Annotated in this window: 15 protein-coding genes; 5 read left to right on the top strand and 10 right to left on the bottom strand. The window is 58.9% G+C overall.

The genetic code is table 11. From position 1 onward, the window contains the following. Positions 1-6 precede the first annotated feature (6 nt). The 7 genes from RUM8411_RS09285 to RUM8411_RS09315 form a co-directional block, all read right to left on the bottom strand. Entirely contained in the window at positions 7-2,424 is a 2,418-nt protein-coding gene (locus RUM8411_RS09285) for an aerobic carbon-monoxide dehydrogenase large subunit (RefSeq protein WP_085822425.1), read from the bottom strand. Next, positions 2,421-2,954 carry a (2Fe-2S)-binding protein gene (locus RUM8411_RS09290; RefSeq protein ID WP_085822426.1) on the bottom strand — a complete coding sequence of 178 codons (534 nt, stop codon included), beginning with the start codon at positions 2,952-2,954 and terminating at the stop codon, positions 2,421-2,423. Before RUM8411_RS09290 ends, RUM8411_RS09285 begins: the two co-directional genes overlap by 4 nt. A gap of 15 nt (positions 2,955-2,969) precedes the next feature. Continuing rightward, a complete protein-coding gene (locus RUM8411_RS09295) occupies positions 2,970-3,803 on the bottom strand; it encodes an FAD binding domain-containing protein (RefSeq protein ID WP_085822427.1) in 834 nt (277 codons plus the stop codon). A gap of 139 nt (positions 3,804-3,942) precedes the next feature. Continuing rightward, the gene (locus RUM8411_RS09300; RefSeq protein ID WP_085822428.1) at positions 3,943-5,034 is read right to left on the bottom strand and encodes an MHYT domain-containing protein; all 1,092 of its coding nucleotides are present in this window, start codon (positions 5,032-5,034) and stop codon (positions 3,943-3,945) included. 101 nt (positions 5,035-5,135) lie between these two features. After that, positions 5,136-6,140, bottom strand: a complete 1,005-nt coding sequence (locus RUM8411_RS09305) for an ABC transporter substrate-binding protein (RefSeq protein WP_085822429.1) — start codon at positions 6,138-6,140, stop codon at positions 5,136-5,138. Continuing rightward, on the bottom strand, positions 6,119-7,486 hold the full coding sequence (locus tag RUM8411_RS09310) for a sensor histidine kinase (protein WP_085822430.1): 1,368 nt from the start codon (positions 7,484-7,486) through the stop codon (positions 6,119-6,121). Before RUM8411_RS09310 ends, RUM8411_RS09305 begins: the two co-directional genes overlap by 22 nt. Next, a complete protein-coding gene (locus RUM8411_RS09315) occupies positions 7,476-8,144 on the bottom strand; it encodes a response regulator transcription factor (protein WP_085822431.1) in 669 nt (222 codons plus the stop codon). Before RUM8411_RS09315 ends, RUM8411_RS09310 begins: the two co-directional genes overlap by 11 nt. A gap of 108 nt (positions 8,145-8,252) precedes the next feature. Between RUM8411_RS09315 and RUM8411_RS09320 the strand changes: the two genes are divergently transcribed. The 5 genes from RUM8411_RS09320 (at position 8,253) to RUM8411_RS09340 (ending at position 13,249) form a co-directional block, all read left to right on the top strand. Beyond that, positions 8,253-9,233, top strand: coding sequence for a Bug family tripartite tricarboxylate transporter substrate binding protein (locus tag RUM8411_RS09320; protein ID WP_085822432.1), 981 nt, complete (start codon positions 8,253-8,255; stop codon positions 9,231-9,233). A gap of 67 nt (positions 9,234-9,300) precedes the next feature. Next, positions 9,301-9,783 (top strand): tripartite tricarboxylate transporter TctB family protein, encoded by a 483-nt coding sequence (locus tag RUM8411_RS09325; protein ID WP_085822433.1) that lies wholly within the window; start codon positions 9,301-9,303, stop codon positions 9,781-9,783. Between the two features lies 1 nt (position 9,784). After that, positions 9,785-11,296, top strand: a complete 1,512-nt coding sequence (locus tag RUM8411_RS09330; RefSeq protein WP_085822434.1) for a tripartite tricarboxylate transporter permease — start codon at positions 9,785-9,787, stop codon at positions 11,294-11,296. Continuing rightward, positions 11,286-12,473: a CaiB/BaiF CoA transferase family protein gene (locus RUM8411_RS09335; RefSeq protein WP_085822435.1), complete on the top strand. Its 1,188-nt coding sequence runs from the start codon at positions 11,286-11,288 to the stop codon at positions 12,471-12,473. Before RUM8411_RS09330 ends, RUM8411_RS09335 begins: the two co-directional genes overlap by 11 nt. Beyond that, complete coding sequence (locus tag RUM8411_RS09340) at positions 12,470-13,249, top strand: citryl-CoA lyase (RefSeq protein WP_085822436.1); 780 nt, start codon at positions 12,470-12,472, stop codon at positions 13,247-13,249. The genes RUM8411_RS09335 and RUM8411_RS09340 overlap by 4 nt, the downstream gene beginning before the upstream one ends. A gap of 36 nt (positions 13,250-13,285) precedes the next feature. Here the strand turns inward: RUM8411_RS09340 and RUM8411_RS09345 are convergent, their stop codons facing one another. Genes RUM8411_RS09345 through RUM8411_RS09360 form a run of 3 tightly spaced genes read right to left on the bottom strand, consistent with a single transcriptional unit; the run spans position 13,286 to position 16,853 of the window. Next, positions 13,286-14,794: a heme biosynthesis protein HemY gene (locus tag RUM8411_RS09345; protein WP_085822437.1), complete on the bottom strand. Its 1,509-nt coding sequence runs from the start codon at positions 14,792-14,794 to the stop codon at positions 13,286-13,288. Positions 14,795-14,804: 10 nt separating this feature from the next. Beyond that, complete coding sequence (locus RUM8411_RS09350) at positions 14,805-16,085, bottom strand: COG4223 family protein (RefSeq protein ID WP_200818561.1); 1,281 nt, start codon at positions 16,083-16,085, stop codon at positions 14,805-14,807. Between the two features lie 54 nt (positions 16,086-16,139). Then, positions 16,140-16,853: a uroporphyrinogen-III synthase gene (locus RUM8411_RS09360; RefSeq protein ID WP_200818562.1), complete on the bottom strand. Its 714-nt coding sequence runs from the start codon at positions 16,851-16,853 to the stop codon at positions 16,140-16,142. Between the last annotated feature and the right edge of the window lie 58 nt (positions 16,854-16,911).

Here is a 16,911-nt window from a genome sequence, read left to right on the forward strand (position 1 = left end):
AACCGATTACCCGTGCATCCCCAGGCCGTTTGCGATCCTCCAAATCCGCCAATGATCATGTGGCATGTGGCTCTGAACCAACCCAAAGGGCCGAAACGCATCATGAACCGCGTTGGAAAACGCTGGCACGCCCCCCACATTCGGGCTTTCACCAACTCCCTTGGCACCAATCGGATGATGCGGAGACGGCGTCACCGTGTGATCTGTGGTGTAATTCGGCGTCTCCCACGCGGTGGGAATGAAGAAATCCATCAGCGTTGCGGTCTTGACGTTGCCCATCTCGTCATAGGCAATCTCCTGACCCATCGCGATGGCCAGTGCCTCGGTCACGCCACCGTGGACTTGCCCTTCGATGATCATCGGGTTGATCCGCGTGCCACAATCATCCAGCGCATAGAACTTGCGAACGTCCCATTCGCCGGTATCCACGTCGATCTCCATGACACAGATATAGGCCCCAAACGGATAAGTCATATTTGGTGGATCATAATAGCTGACGGCCTCCAATCCGGGCTCCAACCCCGGTATCGCCTGATTATAGGCGGCGAAGGCAATCTCCTTCATGGTCTTGAACCGCTCCGGCGCGCCTTTGACAGCAAAGCGATCCACGTCCCATTCGACATCGTCGTCGTGCACCTCCAACAGATAGGCCGCAATCATCTGCGCCTTGGCGCGGATTTTCCGCGCAGCCATTGCTGTAGCAGCCCCCGCGACCGGAGTAGACCTCGACCCATAGGTCCCGAGACCGTACGGCGCGGTGTCGGTGTCGCCCTCCTCCAGCGTGATGTCATCGGCGGGCAGACCGATCTCGCTGGCGATGATCTGGGCAAAGGTCGTGGCATGGCCCTGACCCTGGCTGATCGTGCCCAGCCGGGCGATGGCCGATCCGGTCGGATGGATGCGGATTTCGCAGCTATCAAACATACCCAGCCCAAGGATATCGCAGTTTTTTACGGGCCCGGCACCGACGATTTCGGTGAAATGCGTCAGACCGATACCCAGTAACTTGCGGGTCTTGCCAGCCTTGAAATCCTCGATCTGCTGTGCCTGTTCGGCCCGCAGACCTTCATAGTCGACAGCCTTCAGCGCCTTGTCCCAGGCTGTATGATAATCGCCCGAGTCATATTCCCAGCCCAGTGCCGACTGATAAGGAAATTGATCCGCCTTGATAAAGTTGATCCGGCGCAGCTCGGCCGCATCCATGTTCAGCTTGATGGCCAGAACCTCGATCATCCGTTCTATGAAATACGCGGCTTCGGTCACCCGGAAGGAACAGCGATAGGCCACCCCACCCGGCGCCTTGTTGGTATAGACACCGTCAACTGCCAGATAAGCGGTGGGGATGTCATAAGAGCCGGTGCAGATATTCATGAAGCCCGCCGGGAACTTGGTCGGGTCAGCACACGCGTCGAACCCGCCGTGATCCGCCGTCGTGTGACACCACAGTCCGGTGATCTTGCCATCCTTGGTGGCGGCGATTTTGCCTTGCATCCAGTAGTCGCGGGCAAAGGCGGTGGACATCAGGTTCTCCATCCGGTTCTCGACCCATTTCACCGGCCGTCCGGTTACAATTGAGGCCACAACCGAGCAGACATAGCCCGCGTAAGCCCCAACCTTATTGCCGAACCCACCGCCAATATCGGGGCTGATGACACGGATGTTATGCTCGGCAATGCCCGAGATCAGCGAGACAACTGTTCGGATCGCATGCGGGGCCTGGAATGTGCCATGCAGCGTCAACTTGCCGGTCACCTTGTCCATTGACGCGACACAGCCGCAGGTTTCCAACGGGCAGGGATGGGTGCGGTGGTAATAAATCATCTCTTCGGCCACGACATCGGCCTCTGCCAAGATGGCTTCGGTCGCATCCTTATCGCCCTGTTCCCAGGTGAAGATGTGATTGTGATGCTTGCGCGGGCCGTGCGCACCTTCGGTCTGACCTTCCAGATCTTCGCGCAGGACGACATCCGATTTCAATGCCTCAAACGGGTCAGTCAGAACCGGCAGTTCCTCATAATCGACCTCGACCAGTTCCGCCGCATCCGCTGCGATGTACCGGTCTTCGGCAACGACATAGGCCACTTCCTGGCCCTGGAACAGGACCTTGCCGTCGGCCAGTACCATCTGTTTGTCACCAGCCAACGTGGGCATCCAGTGCAGGCCCAGTGGTGATAAGTCTTCGGCGGTCAGCACTGCCACAACACCGGGCACGGCAAGCGCCGCGTCTTTGTTCACATTAACGACGCGCGCATGGGCATAGGGCGAGCGGACAAAAGCACCAAACAGCATCCCATCCAACTTGATGTCGTCGACGTAATTGCCTTTGCCTTGGGTAAAGCGCACATCCTCGACGCGTTTGCGCGAGCTGCCCATACCCTTGAGGTTGGCGGCGCGTTCTTCGGGGGTAAGAGTCTGGTCGTTCATTCCGCCGCCTCCACTTTTGTTTGCCCTACCGCTTCGCGACTTGAGGGCTGATTTTGGGCGTTCAGCATGTCAGCCGAGGCTGAGATCGCTTTGACGATGTTCTGATACCCGGTGCAGCGACACAGATTTCCGGCCATGCCAAAGCGAATGTCTTCTTCGGACGGATTCGGGTTTTCCTGCAGCAACCTGTGCGCGCGGGTGATCATACCCGGCGTGCAGAAGCCACATTGCAGCCCATGATGTTCACGGAACATTTCCTGCAGCACACCCAGACTGCCATCGTCATTGGTCAACCCTTCGACGGTGGTAACATCCGCGCCGTTCACCTGCGCCACAAAGGTGGTACAGGATTTCACCGACTTGCCATCGATATCGACCGTGCAGGCGCCGCAATGGCTGGTTTCACACCCGATATGCGGCCCGGTGATCTTCAGATCTTCTCGCAGAAAGTGAATAAGCAATGTGCGCGGCTCGGCCAGACCTTCGACCTGTTTGCCGTTCACGGTGAGTTTTACGTGCATTTTTGACATGGTTGATCCTCCCCCTCAGCTCGCGCGGCTTTGCGCGCGGGCAATGGCGCGGCGCAACATCACGGCGGCCACGTGCTTCTTGAACTCGACGGGGCCACGGTTGTCTTCGACCGGGTCGATCGCGTCGAGCATAGCTGCAACACAGGCGTCGACATTCCCGGCCGCCAGTGCGGCGCTGGCCGCATCAGACCAGATGGGCGTATCCGCCAGATTGGTCATCGCAACGGAGGCCTGCCCATTGCCGACCATCACCGCCGCCGCAGCGGTGGCATAATCGCCGATCTTGCGTTTTTGCTTTTCATAGGCCTGACCCACACCTGCGCCGGGCACCGGGATCGAGATGCGCGTCAGAATTTCCTCATCATCACGGGCGGTGAAATACGCGGCTTCGTAAAAGTCGCGCGCGGCGACGCTGCGGTTGCCGTCCGGGCCGGACAAATCAAACGTCGCGTTCAGGCACTGCATCAACCCCGGCATGTCATTGCCCGGATCCCCATTGGCCACGTTGCCACCTACAGTCCCCATATAGCGCACCTGAGGGTCCGCGATCTGCAAGGCGGCTTCGCGGATAAGAGGAATGGCAGACGCCAGTCCATCATGTGTAATCAGTTCGTGCTGCGTGACCATCGCACCCAGCGAGACTGTGTCGGCACCAACTTCGATGCCCTTGAGCTCATCAATCGCCTGTAGATCTACCAGATGGCCCATCTCGGCCATGCGCAACTTCATCATCGGGATCAGGCTGTGCCCGCCCGCAATCACGCGCGCCTCGTCTCCGTGTTGCTGTAAAATGCCAATGGCCGAGGCGATATCGCCCGGCCGGTGATACTCAAAACCGGCTGGTATCATGTTTTCCTCCCTGGGTCCGGACGTTATGCCTTGGGGGACCTGGGGACAGAAAAGCGGCTGCGGCCTTATGCGTTCCAGTTAACGGAAACGGGGCGCGCGGCTTGTTTCACGAGATGCGAATAAGCTGCACGAGATGCGATCACAGGCCCAGCGCGTCGCGAATATCATTCAGGCGGGATCGGCTAACGGGGATCTTTTTCAGCGCCTCGACCCCGTCGAAATAGCAAGTGCCGTTGTCCTTGTGACGCTCAAAGCTTGAGATGTGTTTGGGGTTCACCAGATAGCTGCGATGCGCCCGCAAAAAACCGTCTGCTGCCAGGCGGGATTCAGCCTCGGTGATCGACCAAGGGCAGAACAGCTTTTCCGCGTCCATGTAAAGGACGGTGTAGTGCCCCTCGGCCCGGATCGCGGCCACTCGGGCGGGTTCGGTAAAAAACGTCTGACCTTCGCGCTCAAACGGAATACCAGCACGCAGGATGGCGGGTTCAGGGGTTGGGTCCGACGCATCAGGCACCGTTGCGGGCTCTGGTTCGATAAAGGTGATCCCGGTCAAAAGGAAGGCGCCGCAGATCAGGAACACCGACACGGTGACGCCCATCGCCAGCACCTGATTGTTCAGTGCGGGCCCGGTCCCTGCAGCGTTGTCGCTGGCGACGAAATCGGTCAGGCCGGTGGCCACAAAATGCATGGTAAAGACCGCAAGGCCGAAACACGCCGTTCCCAGAAGAATATTGCGCTGAGTGCGATTGTCATAGGCAACCCAGATCGCCAGCACGGACAGAGCAACCGAGGCCAGCGTTGCAATTACCACATCCCAGGCGTTGTAGACGGGCCGGCACAGCTCCATCCCCGCCATGCCGACATAGTGCATCACCACGATCCCCAGACCGACGATCACACCCGCGCCAACAATGGTCTGCATTGTGCGGGGGCGGAAATGGAGCAAGAGCAGCGCCAAACCCACCATCAGAATCGCAACCAGAGCCGAAATCAGTGTAATCAGCGCGTCGTAGTAAAACAGGATCGGCAGTTGCAGGCCCAACATGGCCACGAAATGCATCGACCAGATACCACCGCCCAGAATGACCGCCGCCAGAGCCACAACAGATTTGCGCCGCTGCGGCCCAAGCTTGGAGGCACCATGGGTCAGATAAAGACCGGTAAAGCCCGCCATCAGCGCAACGGCCAAAGACGCCGCCACCAGCCAGGCGTTATGCGAATAGTCCAGCATTTCGGTTTGCGCGCCCTCCCCGACGCGAGGGCGACGTTAGCAAACGGATTTGATTGGGACAATTGGCCAGCGATCACAGATCCGGTTTGGCTGGCAGTTCCCTATTGAATAACGGCGTTTTCCCAGGCCGACAGAAACTTTTGGCGTTTGAGCCCGTCCAAGAAGGTCAGGAGGGCTGGGTTCAGGCCAATCGTCTCTCTCTCGGTCATATCGGTGTCGGACCGCAAAAAGGGCAGCGGTGAATGGCCTTCCGGCGTCGCAGGGTTTTGCGAGACCAGAAACCGAATGAACTGTTCCGCCGCCTCAGGCGCTTGTGTCACCTCAGAGATCATGGCTGTGCGCATCATGATGGTTTGAAAATCGGAGGGAAAGATCACCTCCAACGCGTCTTTGCCCTCGGTCCGAACCTCCGCATAGCTGCCCAGCACGTTATAGGCGACATAGATCGTCCCATCCGCAAGGTCGTTGATCATTTCACCCGAACAGCAATAGAGCCGGACATCTAGACCGCCTATCACCTCCATTAGTCGCCAATAGGTTTCCGAGGCGCGCGCGTCCTGCGTGGCAAACAGATACCCCAGGCCGGATTGGCGCACGTCATAGGTTCCGATCTTGCCGCGAAACTCTTCCGGACGCTTGCGTAACGCTTCGATCAATCCCTGCCGGGTCTGTGGGATCGGCTGTCCTTCAAACGCAGCGCGGTTGATCACGATGGTTGCGGGCTCAAACGTAAAGGCAAACAGGCTATGGTGCCACTGGGCCCAGCTTGGCACCTGAACATCCTCTACCGGCAACGCAAATCCATCATTGGCCAGCTTCAGCTGTAGGTCCATCGCGCTGGAAATGACGACGTCAAACGCCTCGGGCGTGGCACGGACGCGTCGGTTTATGTCGGCGGTACCCGAGACGAGGTATTCGATACTGATACTGGGGTATTGGGCAACAAAACTCTCGATCAGGGGGGCAAACAACACCGTATCGGTGCTCGAGATCACACGCAGATGCGCGCCTTTGGCCCCTTCGTTAAAGATCAACCGGTCCTCCCAGTCATCCGCTGCTCCGACCAGCGGGAACAGGATCAGGATCAAAGCGATAAGATAACGCATGCGCCGCCCTTTTGCTGATTGGTCAGGACAAGGGATCCGCCATGCGCCGTTGCGACATCCTGAGCGATCGTCAGCCCCAGACCCGACCCAATGGTACCGGTTGCGTTTTGGCCCCGTTCAAAGCGGCGTGTCAGCATATCAATCTCGTCCGGCGGAAATCCAGGACCCGAGTCGCTGACCGTGATCTGAATGCCTGGCGTGGTGTCAACGTCAATCTCAACCGTGCTGTCCGCCGGAGCGTATTTCAGCGCATTGTCTATCATGTTGCGCACAGCGTTTTGAATCAGGATTGGGTCCCCTGAATAAGGAACCGATGGCTCACCGGTCAGCGACAGAGACAGCTCTCTCATCTCGGCAATTGGCGTCAGGCGCTGCACCAGTTCGCGGGTCAAGTCCACCAGGTCGATCTCTTCGCGTTCCAGATGATCGGCCCGAAAGGTGATCATAGCATGGTCCAGCAACTGCCCCGCCGCGCGCGAGCTTTCGTCAATAGCGCGCACCATGGCACGCAGCGCCTCGCGGTTTTCCTTGCGTTCAACCCGGTGCAGGGTCGTCTCGGCATATGACCGGACCGTCGCCAATGGTGTGCGCACCCGGTGGGCCGCTTCAGCAATAAAATCCTCGGACTGGCTGAGCGACTGGTCCAGCCGCCCCATCAGTGAATTCAGGGATAACACCAGCGGTGCCATTTCCTTGGGCACTGGCTTTTTGAACGGGCTCAGGTCCTGCGGCCCCCGGCGCGTGACCGACATGGTCAATCGGTTGAGTTGCCCGAACGTCGTCGACGCGACCCAGAACGACAACGCTGCGGTCAGAAGAAAAAAGCCCAAACCCAGATAGGCCGCATTGCGCGAGATTTGGTCCAGCGTGTCCGACAGTGCATCCTGTGTTTGACCCAAAGCCACCGCGATCTCGGTCTGTTTTCCCAGCCCGACAAGGGTGCGCCTTGCGCTGACTTGCCGGATACGTTCGCCTCGGACCTCGCCAGTGTGGAAGGTCCATTGCTCTTCCTCGGGGCCGTCTGAAAGCTGCAGATCGTCATAGCCGGACATAAACGCCCCGTCCTGAAAGACGGCATAGAACACACGGTCGTCCGACGGTGTGCTGAGCATCGAAAAGGCGGCATAGGGTATATCAACCTCTAACGCGCCTTCCCGCAGCGCGGCCGCGTCCAGGATCGAGGCAACCGAGGCCACCAGAATATTGTCCTGCCCTTGCTGGGCCACCTTTGCCGCATAGCTGCGGACGGTGAAAAACAACAGGATGGCAAGGACAGCCGCGCCGCCGATCAAGGCCAGAACCAGACGGTTGCGCAAAGACCCCGATACGGTCGGACTAGGTACCATGGTCCAACCTGTATCCCAGCCCGCGCAACGTTGTGATTTTCAGATCGGACTTTTCCAAATGCTTGCGCAAGCGGCCGACATAGACCTCGATCGCGTTGTCCGAGACATTGTCGTCATAGGAAAACAGCCTGTCCGCCAGCTTTTGTTTCGAAAACACCTGACCCGGAGCGTTGATGAACAACTCGATCATCCGTAATTCCCGATTGCGCAAGGAAACGGTATCGCCACCCACGGTCAGATGCCCGGCCACCGGATCAAAAACGATGCCGCCAATCTCGATGGTTGATTTCGAACTGCCCGACTTGCGGCGCAATACAGCGCGGCAGCGGGCCTCCAGCTCAGCGTGGTCAAAGGGTTTTGTGACGTAATCATCCGCGCCCAGATCCAGCGAGCCGATTCGGTCCGATACCTGGCTGCGGGCGGTCAAAACGATGACGGGGGTGTCCAAACCCCCGGCGCGGTGGCGTTTCAGAAACTTACGGCCATCCCCGTCAGGCAGCATGATATCCAACAGGATCAGATCGTAATCCTCGGTTTCGACAAAGGCGGTTGCGTCTTCCAATTTGGCTGCATGATCAACCACATGTCCATCCAGACGCATACGGGAACTGACCGCATTCGCGAGGTCCAGATTGTCTTCTACAAGCAGAAACTTCATGGGCTGCAGACAGTATTTTCGCGCATGACAGGTTGATGTCAGGTTGATGTGTTTAGGTCCAGAATAATCTGAGCCGCCCTGCGGCCAGTTGTCAAATGGGAGGACATAATGACAACATTGAAACTGGGCCGCCGTGCCCTGATCGCAGCCGTGGCTGCAATTGGTCTGACCGGGCCTGCCTTGGCCGAAGACCAGGTTGTAGACAGCATCCACTTTCTGATCCCCGGCGGTGCTGGCGGCGGCTGGGACGGCACAGCCCGCGGCACTGGCGAGGCCCTGACCAATGCCGGTCTGGTTGGCACCGCATCCTACGAAAACATGTCGGGTGGCGGCGGCGGCAAGGCCATCGGGTTCCTGATCGAAAACGCCGACAGCAATCATGGTACTTTGATGGTGAATTCGACACCAATCGTCATCCGCTCGCTCACCGGTGTGTTCCCGCATAACTTCCGCGACCTGACGCTGGTATCAGGCACGATCGGAGATTACGCCGCGATTGTTGTGGGCAAAGACAGTCCCATCAACTCGATGGATGATCTTCTGGCCGCCTTTGACGCGGATCCATCCGCTACCGCAATTGGTGGCGGCTCGGTTCCCGGTGGCATGGACCATCTGGTTGCGGCCATGGTCATGGAAGCTGCTGGTAAGGACGCGCTGGGCGTCAAGTACATTCCTTATGACGCAGGCGGCAAAGCCATGGCGGCGCTGCTGTCCGGTGAGATCGCGGCCCTGTCGACCGGCTTTTCCGAAGCGGTCGATCTGTCCAACGCGGGCGAGGTCAAGATCATCGGCGTAACCTCGGACGAACGCGTGGACGCGGCGCCTGACGCGATGACCATGAAGGAACAGGGGATCGACACCACCTTTGTGAACTGGCGCGGTTTCTTTGCTGCCCCCGGCCTGCCCGAGGACAAGCTGGCGACCTATCAGGCGGCGATCGCCAAAATGTACGACACGCCCGAGTGGGAAGAAGTACGCGCGCGCAATGGTTGGGTAAACATCCACAATTCAGGTGACGACTTCTCGACCTTCCTGGAACAGCAGGAACAGCAGATCAGCGACCTGATGAAAAAGCTGGGCTTCCTGTAATCCCTGTCCGGCAGAGCGGTGCGCCGCTCTGCCAGTCCAAACTGAATTCAAAAAAGGAGGGCGACTTATGGCGCTTGACCGCTGGATCGCGCTCATCATGCTGGGTGTCTGCCTGGCATATGGCTACGCCGCATGGTTTACGATGGATGGCAGCCTGCCCCCCTTCATGCAACGCAACCCAATCTGGCCCAGCACCTTCCCCAAAGTGCTGTCCGTCCTTGGGATTATCGCTACAACGATCATCCTGCTGGGGTTTGAGAAATCTGAAATCAAAGAGGCCGATATCGATTATCGCCGCCTCGGCGAGTACCACCTTGGCCAGGCGCTTATGCTGCTGGCGCTGATGGTCATCTACGCTCTGTGTCTGCGGCCCGTCGGGTTCCTGATCTCAACAACCGCCTTCCTTGTTCTGGGTTCGTTTATCCTGGGCGAACGGAAATGGCACATCATGCTGCCTGTCGCCCTCATCGCGACGGGCTCTGTCTGGTACCTGGTCCAGGAAGTTCTTGGAATTTACATGCGCCCCTTGCCGGGCATTTTCGGAGGCTGATATGCTTGAAGGACTTCTGATCGGCCTGCAGACCGCATTTTCAATTCAAAACCTGCTGATGGTCGTTGCCGGATGCCTGATCGGCACATTCATTGGAATGTTGCCGGGTCTGGGGCCGATGTCGATCATCGCAATCATGATCCCGGTCGCCATTTCGATGGGCGACCCGTCCGCCGCACTGATCCTGCTGGCCGGGGTGTATTATGGCGCAATCTTTGGCGGCTCAACCTCGTCTATTCTGTTGAACGCGCCGGGGGTCGCCGGCACCGTAGCCTCCAGTTTCGACGGCTATCCAATGGCAAGGCAAGGCAAGGCCGGCAAAGCGCTGACCATCGCTGCAATTGCCAGTTTTGCAGGCGGAACGCTGGGGGCCGTGTTGTTGATGGTCTTTGCGCCGGCCCTGTCCTCGGTCGCATTGCTGTTCCATTCGGCGGAGTACTTCGCCCTTATGGTGGTCGGCCTGTCGGCCATCGCGGCGTTTGCCGGGTCGGGTCAGGTTGCCAAGGCGATGATCATGACCATTCTGGGGTTGATCATGGCCACGGTGGGCGAGGGTGCGTTGTTCAATCTGCCACGCTTTACCATGGGCATCATGGATCTACAGTCGGGCTTTGGTTTTATCACCCTTGCCATGGCGATGTTCGCCCTGCCCGAAGCGTTGTTTTTGGTCCTCAAGCCCAAGAACCTGCAAGGTGACGATGGTGAGATCAAAGACCTGCGCATCACCAGAGCCGAAGCCAGGGCCATTGCCCCAGTGATCGGACGTCAATCTATCCAAGGGTTCTTTATCGGCGTCCTGCCCGGCGCAGGCGCGACAATTGCCAGCTTTTTGGGCTATGCGATCGAACGCAATATCGCCCCAAAAGAAGAGCAGGAAGAGTTCGGAAAAGGCTCGATCAAAGGTCTCGCCGCGCCCGAAACTGCAAACAACGCGGCCTGTACCGGTTCGTTTGTACCACTGCTGACATTGGGTATTCCGGGATCGGGCACGACAGCCATCCTGCTGGGTGCCCTGATCGCGCTGAACGTGACACCGGGCCCACGGCTGATGCTGGATGAGCCACAGATTTTCTGGGCGGTGATCATGTCGATGTTTATCGGCAACCTAGTTCTGTTGATCCTGAACCTGCCGCTGATCCCCTATATCGCCAAGGTCCTTTCAGTACCGCGAAACTACCTGATCCCGTTCATTTTGTTCTTTACCCTGATGGGGGCCTATATCGGCCAGAACAATGCGACCGAGTTGTTGTTGCTGGTCGGGTTCGGCATCTGCGCCACTGCGCTGAAGTTTGCCGATTACCCGCTGGCTCCACTGCTGATTGGGTTCATTCTGGGCGGCATGATGGAGGACAACTTTTCCCGCTCGATGCAGCTCTATGATGGTATCGCCTTTATCTGGGAACGTCCGATGACATTGGGGCTTTTGGTCATCGCCGCACTGCTGATCCTGTTGCCCAGCTACCGCGCGCGGCGCGCACGGGCGCGTGCGGCAGGCGTGGCTGATGGCGACTGACCCGCTTGCAGGCGTTCGGGTTCTTGACCTGACAAACGTTCTGGCGGGCCCGTATTGTTGTTATCAGCTGGCCCTCATGGGTGCAGACGTCATCAAGGTCGAACGCCCGGGCGGCGGCGATCTGGCCCGCGTTCTGGGTGCCGATCCTGACCGCAACGCCGCCGGTATGGGCATCAGCTTTCTGGCGCAAAACGCCGAGAAACGCTCTGTCACGCTAAATATGAAATCTGAACGGGGCAAAGTACTGCTGAAACAGTTGGTGCAGACAGCTGATGTTCTGGTCGAAAACTTCCGGCCCGGGGTAATGGATCGTCTGGGACTGGGCTATCAGGCGCTGAAGGCCGAGAACCCCAACCTGATCTACTGCGCCATCAGCGGCTTTGGGCAGGACGGACCCCGCAAGGATGATCCGGCCTATGATCAGATCGTTCAGGGGATCAGCGGCGTCATGTCGATCACCGGTTCGGCTGATACCGCGCCTTACCGGGTTGGATACCCAGCAGCGGACACGATCGGTGGTATGACCGCAGCCTTTGCCGTTGCCGCGGCGCTGAACGCAAACCCGCGTGGTGCGTTTCTGGACGTGGCCATGTCCGAGGCTGTGATTTCCACAATGGGCTGGGTGGTGTCGAATTTTCTGGTCGGTGATGTGCAACCGGGTGCCCACGGCAATGAAAACACAACATCAGCACCATCTGGCACCTTTGCCACTGCCGACAGCCCGATCAACATCGCCGCTAACCGGGATGAGCAATGGCAGGCCCTTGCGCGACACCTTGGCCGCGCTGACCTGCTGGACCATTCCGATTACGCCAGCCGCGAAACCCGCAAACAGAACCGCCACGTCCTGCGCGCAGAGTTAGAGACCGTTCTGCGCACGCGTCCCGCCGATGTTTGGGTGCAGGAATTAAACGCACTGGGCGTTCCAACCGGACCAGTTTTGTCGGTCCCCGATGCTTTGGCAGATGAACAGTTGTCCGGACGCGGCCTGATCGGAGTACTGTCGGTCCGGGGCGAAGACCTCCGCCTGGCAGGCAGCCCCGTCGTCGTGAACGGCAGCCGCAAAATGCCACAGGTATCACCGCCTGATCTGGGGGCGGACAATGTCTCGATCTGGTCAGAGCTTGGCCTGTCCAAGGTCGAAATCGATGCGTTGAAAAAGGAGGGTGTCATATGAGCGATGTTGCCGACTGGTGGACTACAGCCATCATCGACATGGAGCCCGGTCGGATTGATCTGCGCGGAGAGCCCATTCAGGACCTGATCGGTAGGCTCAGCTTTGCTGAAATGATCTGGTTCATGGTGCGCGGAGACAGACCCTCGCCCTCGCAGGCCCGCCTGTTCGAAGCCGCCCTTGTCGCAGCCGTGGATCACGGCCCGCAGGCCCCTTCCATCGCCACTGCGCGGATGGCCGTAACCTGCGGATTACCCTTGAACAATGCGATGGCCAGCGCGGTGAACATGCTGGGCGACATCCATGGCGGCGCCGGTGAGCAGGCGGTGACGCTCTATCATTTCGTTGATTCCCATTCTGAGAGTTTGGACGTTGCGCTGAACCAATGGGTCACGGTTCACGGAAAAATCCTGCCGGGCTTTGGGCACAGGTTTCATACCCCGACCGATCCAAGGGCACCGCGCCTTATGGAATTGGTTGACACCGCTGTCACCCAGGGTGCGTGCGATGGCCGTTTCGCGACCATCGCGCAAAGGATCGAGGCAGAGCTGGCGCACCGGGTGGGCAAACCGGTTCCGATGAACATCGACGGAGCGACCGCGGTGATTTACGCCGAACTGGGATTTGCTGCACCGCTCGCGCGCGGTTTGTTCTGTCTGTCCCGGTCCGTCGGAATACTCGCCCATGCCTGGGAACAGATGCAGCAGGGCGGGCGCAACAAGGGGCCGACCCCACCCAAATACCGCTGGACATATAAGCCGGATGCCGACCAGCACTAGCCTTTTCGATACGACAGCGCCCCGGCTTTATCTTGGCTACGCTTGTTTTTCGACCACGGGCTCGACATCGGGGCGAACAGGCTCAACCTCCAATTCGATGACCTCGGAGTCCACCGTTTCCGCGACCTCTTCCATGTCAGGCTCAGGGGCTGGGTCAGCCTTGTCTTCCAGCGCCCCCACGATCAGCGGCAGCATGTGAACACCAGTGGCCGAGGCAATCTCGGGCGTTTGCGGCGTTTGCCAACTGAGCGTATCAAAGCTGTGGCAATTCTGACAGACCGGGCCCCATTCGGCCTGGATATCGTGGCAATTGTCACAGACCCATTGCGGCCCGCGTGGTGCATTCAGCGCCTTAGCCAGCCAGCCTTGAACCACCGCATCCGTCGACCCCTCGCCGCGTTCAATTGCAGCCATCAAGGTGTAGGCCCGGGCATCCGCCTGCTTTTCAACAACATCGCCCAGCGCGCGACGCGCTTCGGGAAAGTCTTCGGCAACGATGCTCAGTTCGGCCAAAATCAACCTAGTTTCCGGGTTTTCGGGATGAATACGAGTCAACGCGGTAAAGCGCTTGATGCGCTCGACGGGGGTTTCATCGGGCGCAATCTCGGCAAAGGCATGGGTCAGATCAGGGTGGGGTTGAACCTCCCACGCTTTTTTAAGGATCTTGGTCGCGGCGCGCGGTTTGCCTTTTTCGATATAGGCCCGCGCGGCCATCGCAGCGGCGGGGACAAGATCGGGGGACAAGCGGTTGGCCTCAATCGCGTGTTCCTGCTGTTCGACCGTGGCGCTTTCATCCAGAATATCCTTGGCTTCGGACAGGGCCAGAACCGCGTCGCGTCGTTTGAATACATCGCGTGGCAGATGACCGGCCTTCAGCTTGGCCGTCAGGGTCGAGCGCGCGCCAACCCAATCCTGCGCCTTGGTCTGCAGACCCAGCAAAATATCCTGCGTTTCGGCATGGCGCGGTTTGATCGCCAAAGCTTTTTCAGCCAGTTTACGGGCGGTGTCGTCATCGCCCTCGGCCAGTTTCTGTTTCATGATGCCGCGCACGCCGACAAAGCGGGTGGCATTGTTCGTGACCAGTTTCTTGTAGGTATCAGACGCCTTTTTGGTGTCGCCATTCATCTCAGCCGCCTGAGCCACCAGCAAGTTGGTCAGTTCCGGCTTGTTCAGCAGTTTCTCGGCCTTGGTAGCCTTGGTCATTGCCACACGCCCCTCGCCCGAGGCCAGCGCCATGATCCCATCGGCCAGCGCTTGATAACCGCGCTGTTCGCGGCTGCGGTCGAAATAGCGTGACAGGGCCGTTTCATCGCCGTTGAGAAACTTCAGCGTAGCAATCAGCAGGGTCAGCAGCTTGAAGAGTACCCAGATCGCCACAACCATCACACCCAGCGCGATCACCGATTGCAGTGGCCCAAGCGTGTATTCCACGCCCCCAACGGTGATCTGCACGCCCCCGCTGGTTTCCATCAGGAACATGGCGCCCATGGCCAGCAGGCCGATAATCGCTACAAAAACAAGAATCTTAAACAATGACCACAGCATGGCAGGTCCTTCAGTTCGAGTTTACGCTGGATTGAAGCGTATTAGCAGCATCGACGGCAGCCACACGCGTCTGAGCCGCCTGCTCCCAATCGGCCAGAGCAGCCTGCGCCGCATCGGGCAGGGATTTGAGTTCACTCAGCGCCGCCGACACTTTGCCATCCGCCAAAGCAGCCTGCGCGCGGGACAGGACCGCGTCCGGGCTATCGCCGTCCTGCGGCGTGACCGAGCGTGCGCCGGTCTGGCGCTGTAAAAAGGCCACAAGCCCGGTGCTCTTGTCCGCGTCACGCGCATCCGCCAGCGCAGTACGGGCTGCGGGCGCAAAGGACGCCCGTAAAGCGGCAAGGGTTTCAACGCCCTTTTCCGCAGGAGCTGACAGAGCCTCGGGCACAGTCACACCGCCAGCTGTAAGCTCACCTACCAAATCGTTATAGGGCTGGCCTGAATCCAGCTGGCCATGGACCTGCGACAGGATCGCTGCATTGGTTGCAGCCTGTGCCTTGGCTGCTGCTTGAGATTCCAGCGCCTGCGCGTCCGAGACCATTTTTTCGACCTCAGCCCGCTGCGCGGCCAGTGAGTCCTGCAGTTTCTTCAGCTCGGCCTCAAAGGCGGCGGATACTTCGGGTGTCGCCCCTTGGGTCAACGCACCGCTTTCCAGATCGTTGACGCGGCTGGCCAGAGGTTCGACCTTGCCTGCCAGCCCATCGACGCTGGATTTGACCGTCTCCAATTCCGAGGTGAGCGGCGCGATTTGATCCGACAGCGCCGAAAGCTTTGTATTCAAATCCGTGGTGTCCGACAGCGAATTCTTCAGGCTTTCAATTTGAGTGGATTGATCATTGAGTTTCGCCTCTAGCGCCGCCAGCGTATCCGTTTCGCCCTTGGTGAACAGGCCAGCGTTGCCCGCCGCAAATCCGATTGCTGCGGCAATTGCACCGCCGATCAAAGCGGGTACGAACCCGCCCCGTTTTTCTTGTCGGGGTTCGGCGGGCTTTTCTTCGACGGGAACCGGGGTGGCTTCGGCTTCGGCTTCGGCTTCGGCTTCGGCTTCGGCTTCGGCTTCGGCTTCGGCTTCGGCTTCGGCTTCGGCTTCGGCTTCGGCTTCGGCTTCGGCTTCGGCTTCGGCTTCGGCTTCGGCTTCGGCTTCGGCTTCGGCTTCGGCTTCGGAAAGCACCTCTTCTACCTGCTCGGGCAGGTCAAGCGGCGCATCTTCTGCAGTGGAAACAGGGTCGATCTCGCCCTCTGACTTGGGGTCTTCCACCGGCTTTTGATCGGTTTTCTTTTTGCCAGCCAACGCAACGTTCCCCTTATCGAATCCAAAAACACAAGAATAACAGACTAGACCAAGTTAGTCGGTGGCCTCGTCGCCCTCAACCCGCATCGCATGTTTCACAAGCTTTTTAACGGCTTTCCGCATTTTCTTGGGTGTCGGCGCTTTGGTAATCTTCAGGCGTACATAGTCCATGGAATAAAGGGATTCGGCTGTGGCATCGCTGATAGCGGCCAACCATAGGGGCGCAGAACCAACCCAGATGTCGGCAAAATGTCGCGCCGTTCGAGGTGAAAACAAAGGCGCAATTATCGGTGTTTCGCCACCTGCTGCCACCGTTGCCTCGGATGTCAGCGGTAACAGGTGCTGTTGATAAACGGGCTGTTCGCGGGTCGTCAGCCCCGACTCGGTCAGTCGTTCAGCGATATTGCCTCGGCTGTATTCGCCCCGCAGGTGCAACAGTGGGCTATCGGGCCTGTCCTTGAGAAGAAACGCCACCAGTTCTTCGGCGGTGGCCCCTACCATCTGCGCGTTCCACCCTGCCCCCTTGGCCGTACCGGTGGTGACGGGCCCCACGCAGAACGCCGGCAAATCCCGCGCCACATCCAGAGAGGCTGCAGCATTCACTGCATTTGCAGAAGTAAAGATCAGACCACGCACCCCTGCAGTATCCACCTGAACGGACAGCGGTCTGATTTCCAGAATCGGGGAATAGATGACCTGAACCCGGGACCTGATGCGGGTCGGCAGCTGCGCGACAAACCTCTCAGAGGCGGCGCGAGGGCGGGTCATCAACAAATACAACAGGCGGCGCCTTCGGCCTTGGGATTGTTTGCATCTGCGCAGGGTG

The organism is Ruegeria meonggei, from assembly GCF_900172215.1.
GTDB lineage: Bacteria > Pseudomonadota > Alphaproteobacteria > Rhodobacterales > Rhodobacteraceae > Ruegeria > Ruegeria meonggei.

Excerpts from the sequence above, each read along its gene's own strand:
- RUM8411_RS09285 (WP_085822425.1), bottom strand. The coding sequence starts at position 2,424 with ATGAACGACCAGACTCTTACCCCCGAAGAACGCGCCGCCAACCTCAAG.
- RUM8411_RS09290 (WP_085822426.1), bottom strand. The coding sequence starts at position 2,954 with ATGTCAAAAATGCACGTAAAACTCACCGTGAACGGCAAACAGGTCGAA.
- RUM8411_RS09295 (WP_085822427.1), bottom strand. The coding sequence starts at position 3,803 with ATGATACCAGCCGGTTTTGAGTATCACCGGCCGGGCGATATCGCCTCG.
- RUM8411_RS09300 (WP_085822428.1), bottom strand. The coding sequence starts at position 5,034 with ATGCTGGACTATTCGCATAACGCCTGGCTGGTGGCGGCGTCTTTGGCC.
- RUM8411_RS09305 (WP_085822429.1), bottom strand. The coding sequence starts at position 6,140 with ATGCGTTATCTTATCGCTTTGATCCTGATCCTGTTCCCGCTGGTCGGA.
- RUM8411_RS09310 (WP_085822430.1), bottom strand. The coding sequence starts at position 7,486 with ATGGTACCTAGTCCGACCGTATCGGGGTCTTTGCGCAACCGTCTGGTT.
- RUM8411_RS09315 (WP_085822431.1), bottom strand. The coding sequence starts at position 8,144 with ATGAAGTTTCTGCTTGTAGAAGACAATCTGGACCTCGCGAATGCGGTC.
- RUM8411_RS09320 (WP_085822432.1), top strand. The coding sequence starts at position 8,253 with ATGACAACATTGAAACTGGGCCGCCGTGCCCTGATCGCAGCCGTGGCT.
- RUM8411_RS09325 (WP_085822433.1), top strand. The coding sequence starts at position 9,301 with ATGGCGCTTGACCGCTGGATCGCGCTCATCATGCTGGGTGTCTGCCTG.
- RUM8411_RS09330 (WP_085822434.1), top strand. The coding sequence starts at position 9,785 with ATGCTTGAAGGACTTCTGATCGGCCTGCAGACCGCATTTTCAATTCAA.
- RUM8411_RS09335 (WP_085822435.1), top strand. The coding sequence starts at position 11,286 with ATGGCGACTGACCCGCTTGCAGGCGTTCGGGTTCTTGACCTGACAAAC.
- RUM8411_RS09340 (WP_085822436.1), top strand. The coding sequence starts at position 12,470 with ATGAGCGATGTTGCCGACTGGTGGACTACAGCCATCATCGACATGGAG.
- RUM8411_RS09345 (WP_085822437.1), bottom strand. The coding sequence starts at position 14,794 with ATGCTGTGGTCATTGTTTAAGATTCTTGTTTTTGTAGCGATTATCGGC.
- RUM8411_RS09360 (WP_200818562.1), bottom strand. The coding sequence starts at position 16,853 with ATGACCCGCCCTCGCGCCGCCTCTGAGAGGTTTGTCGCGCAGCTGCCG.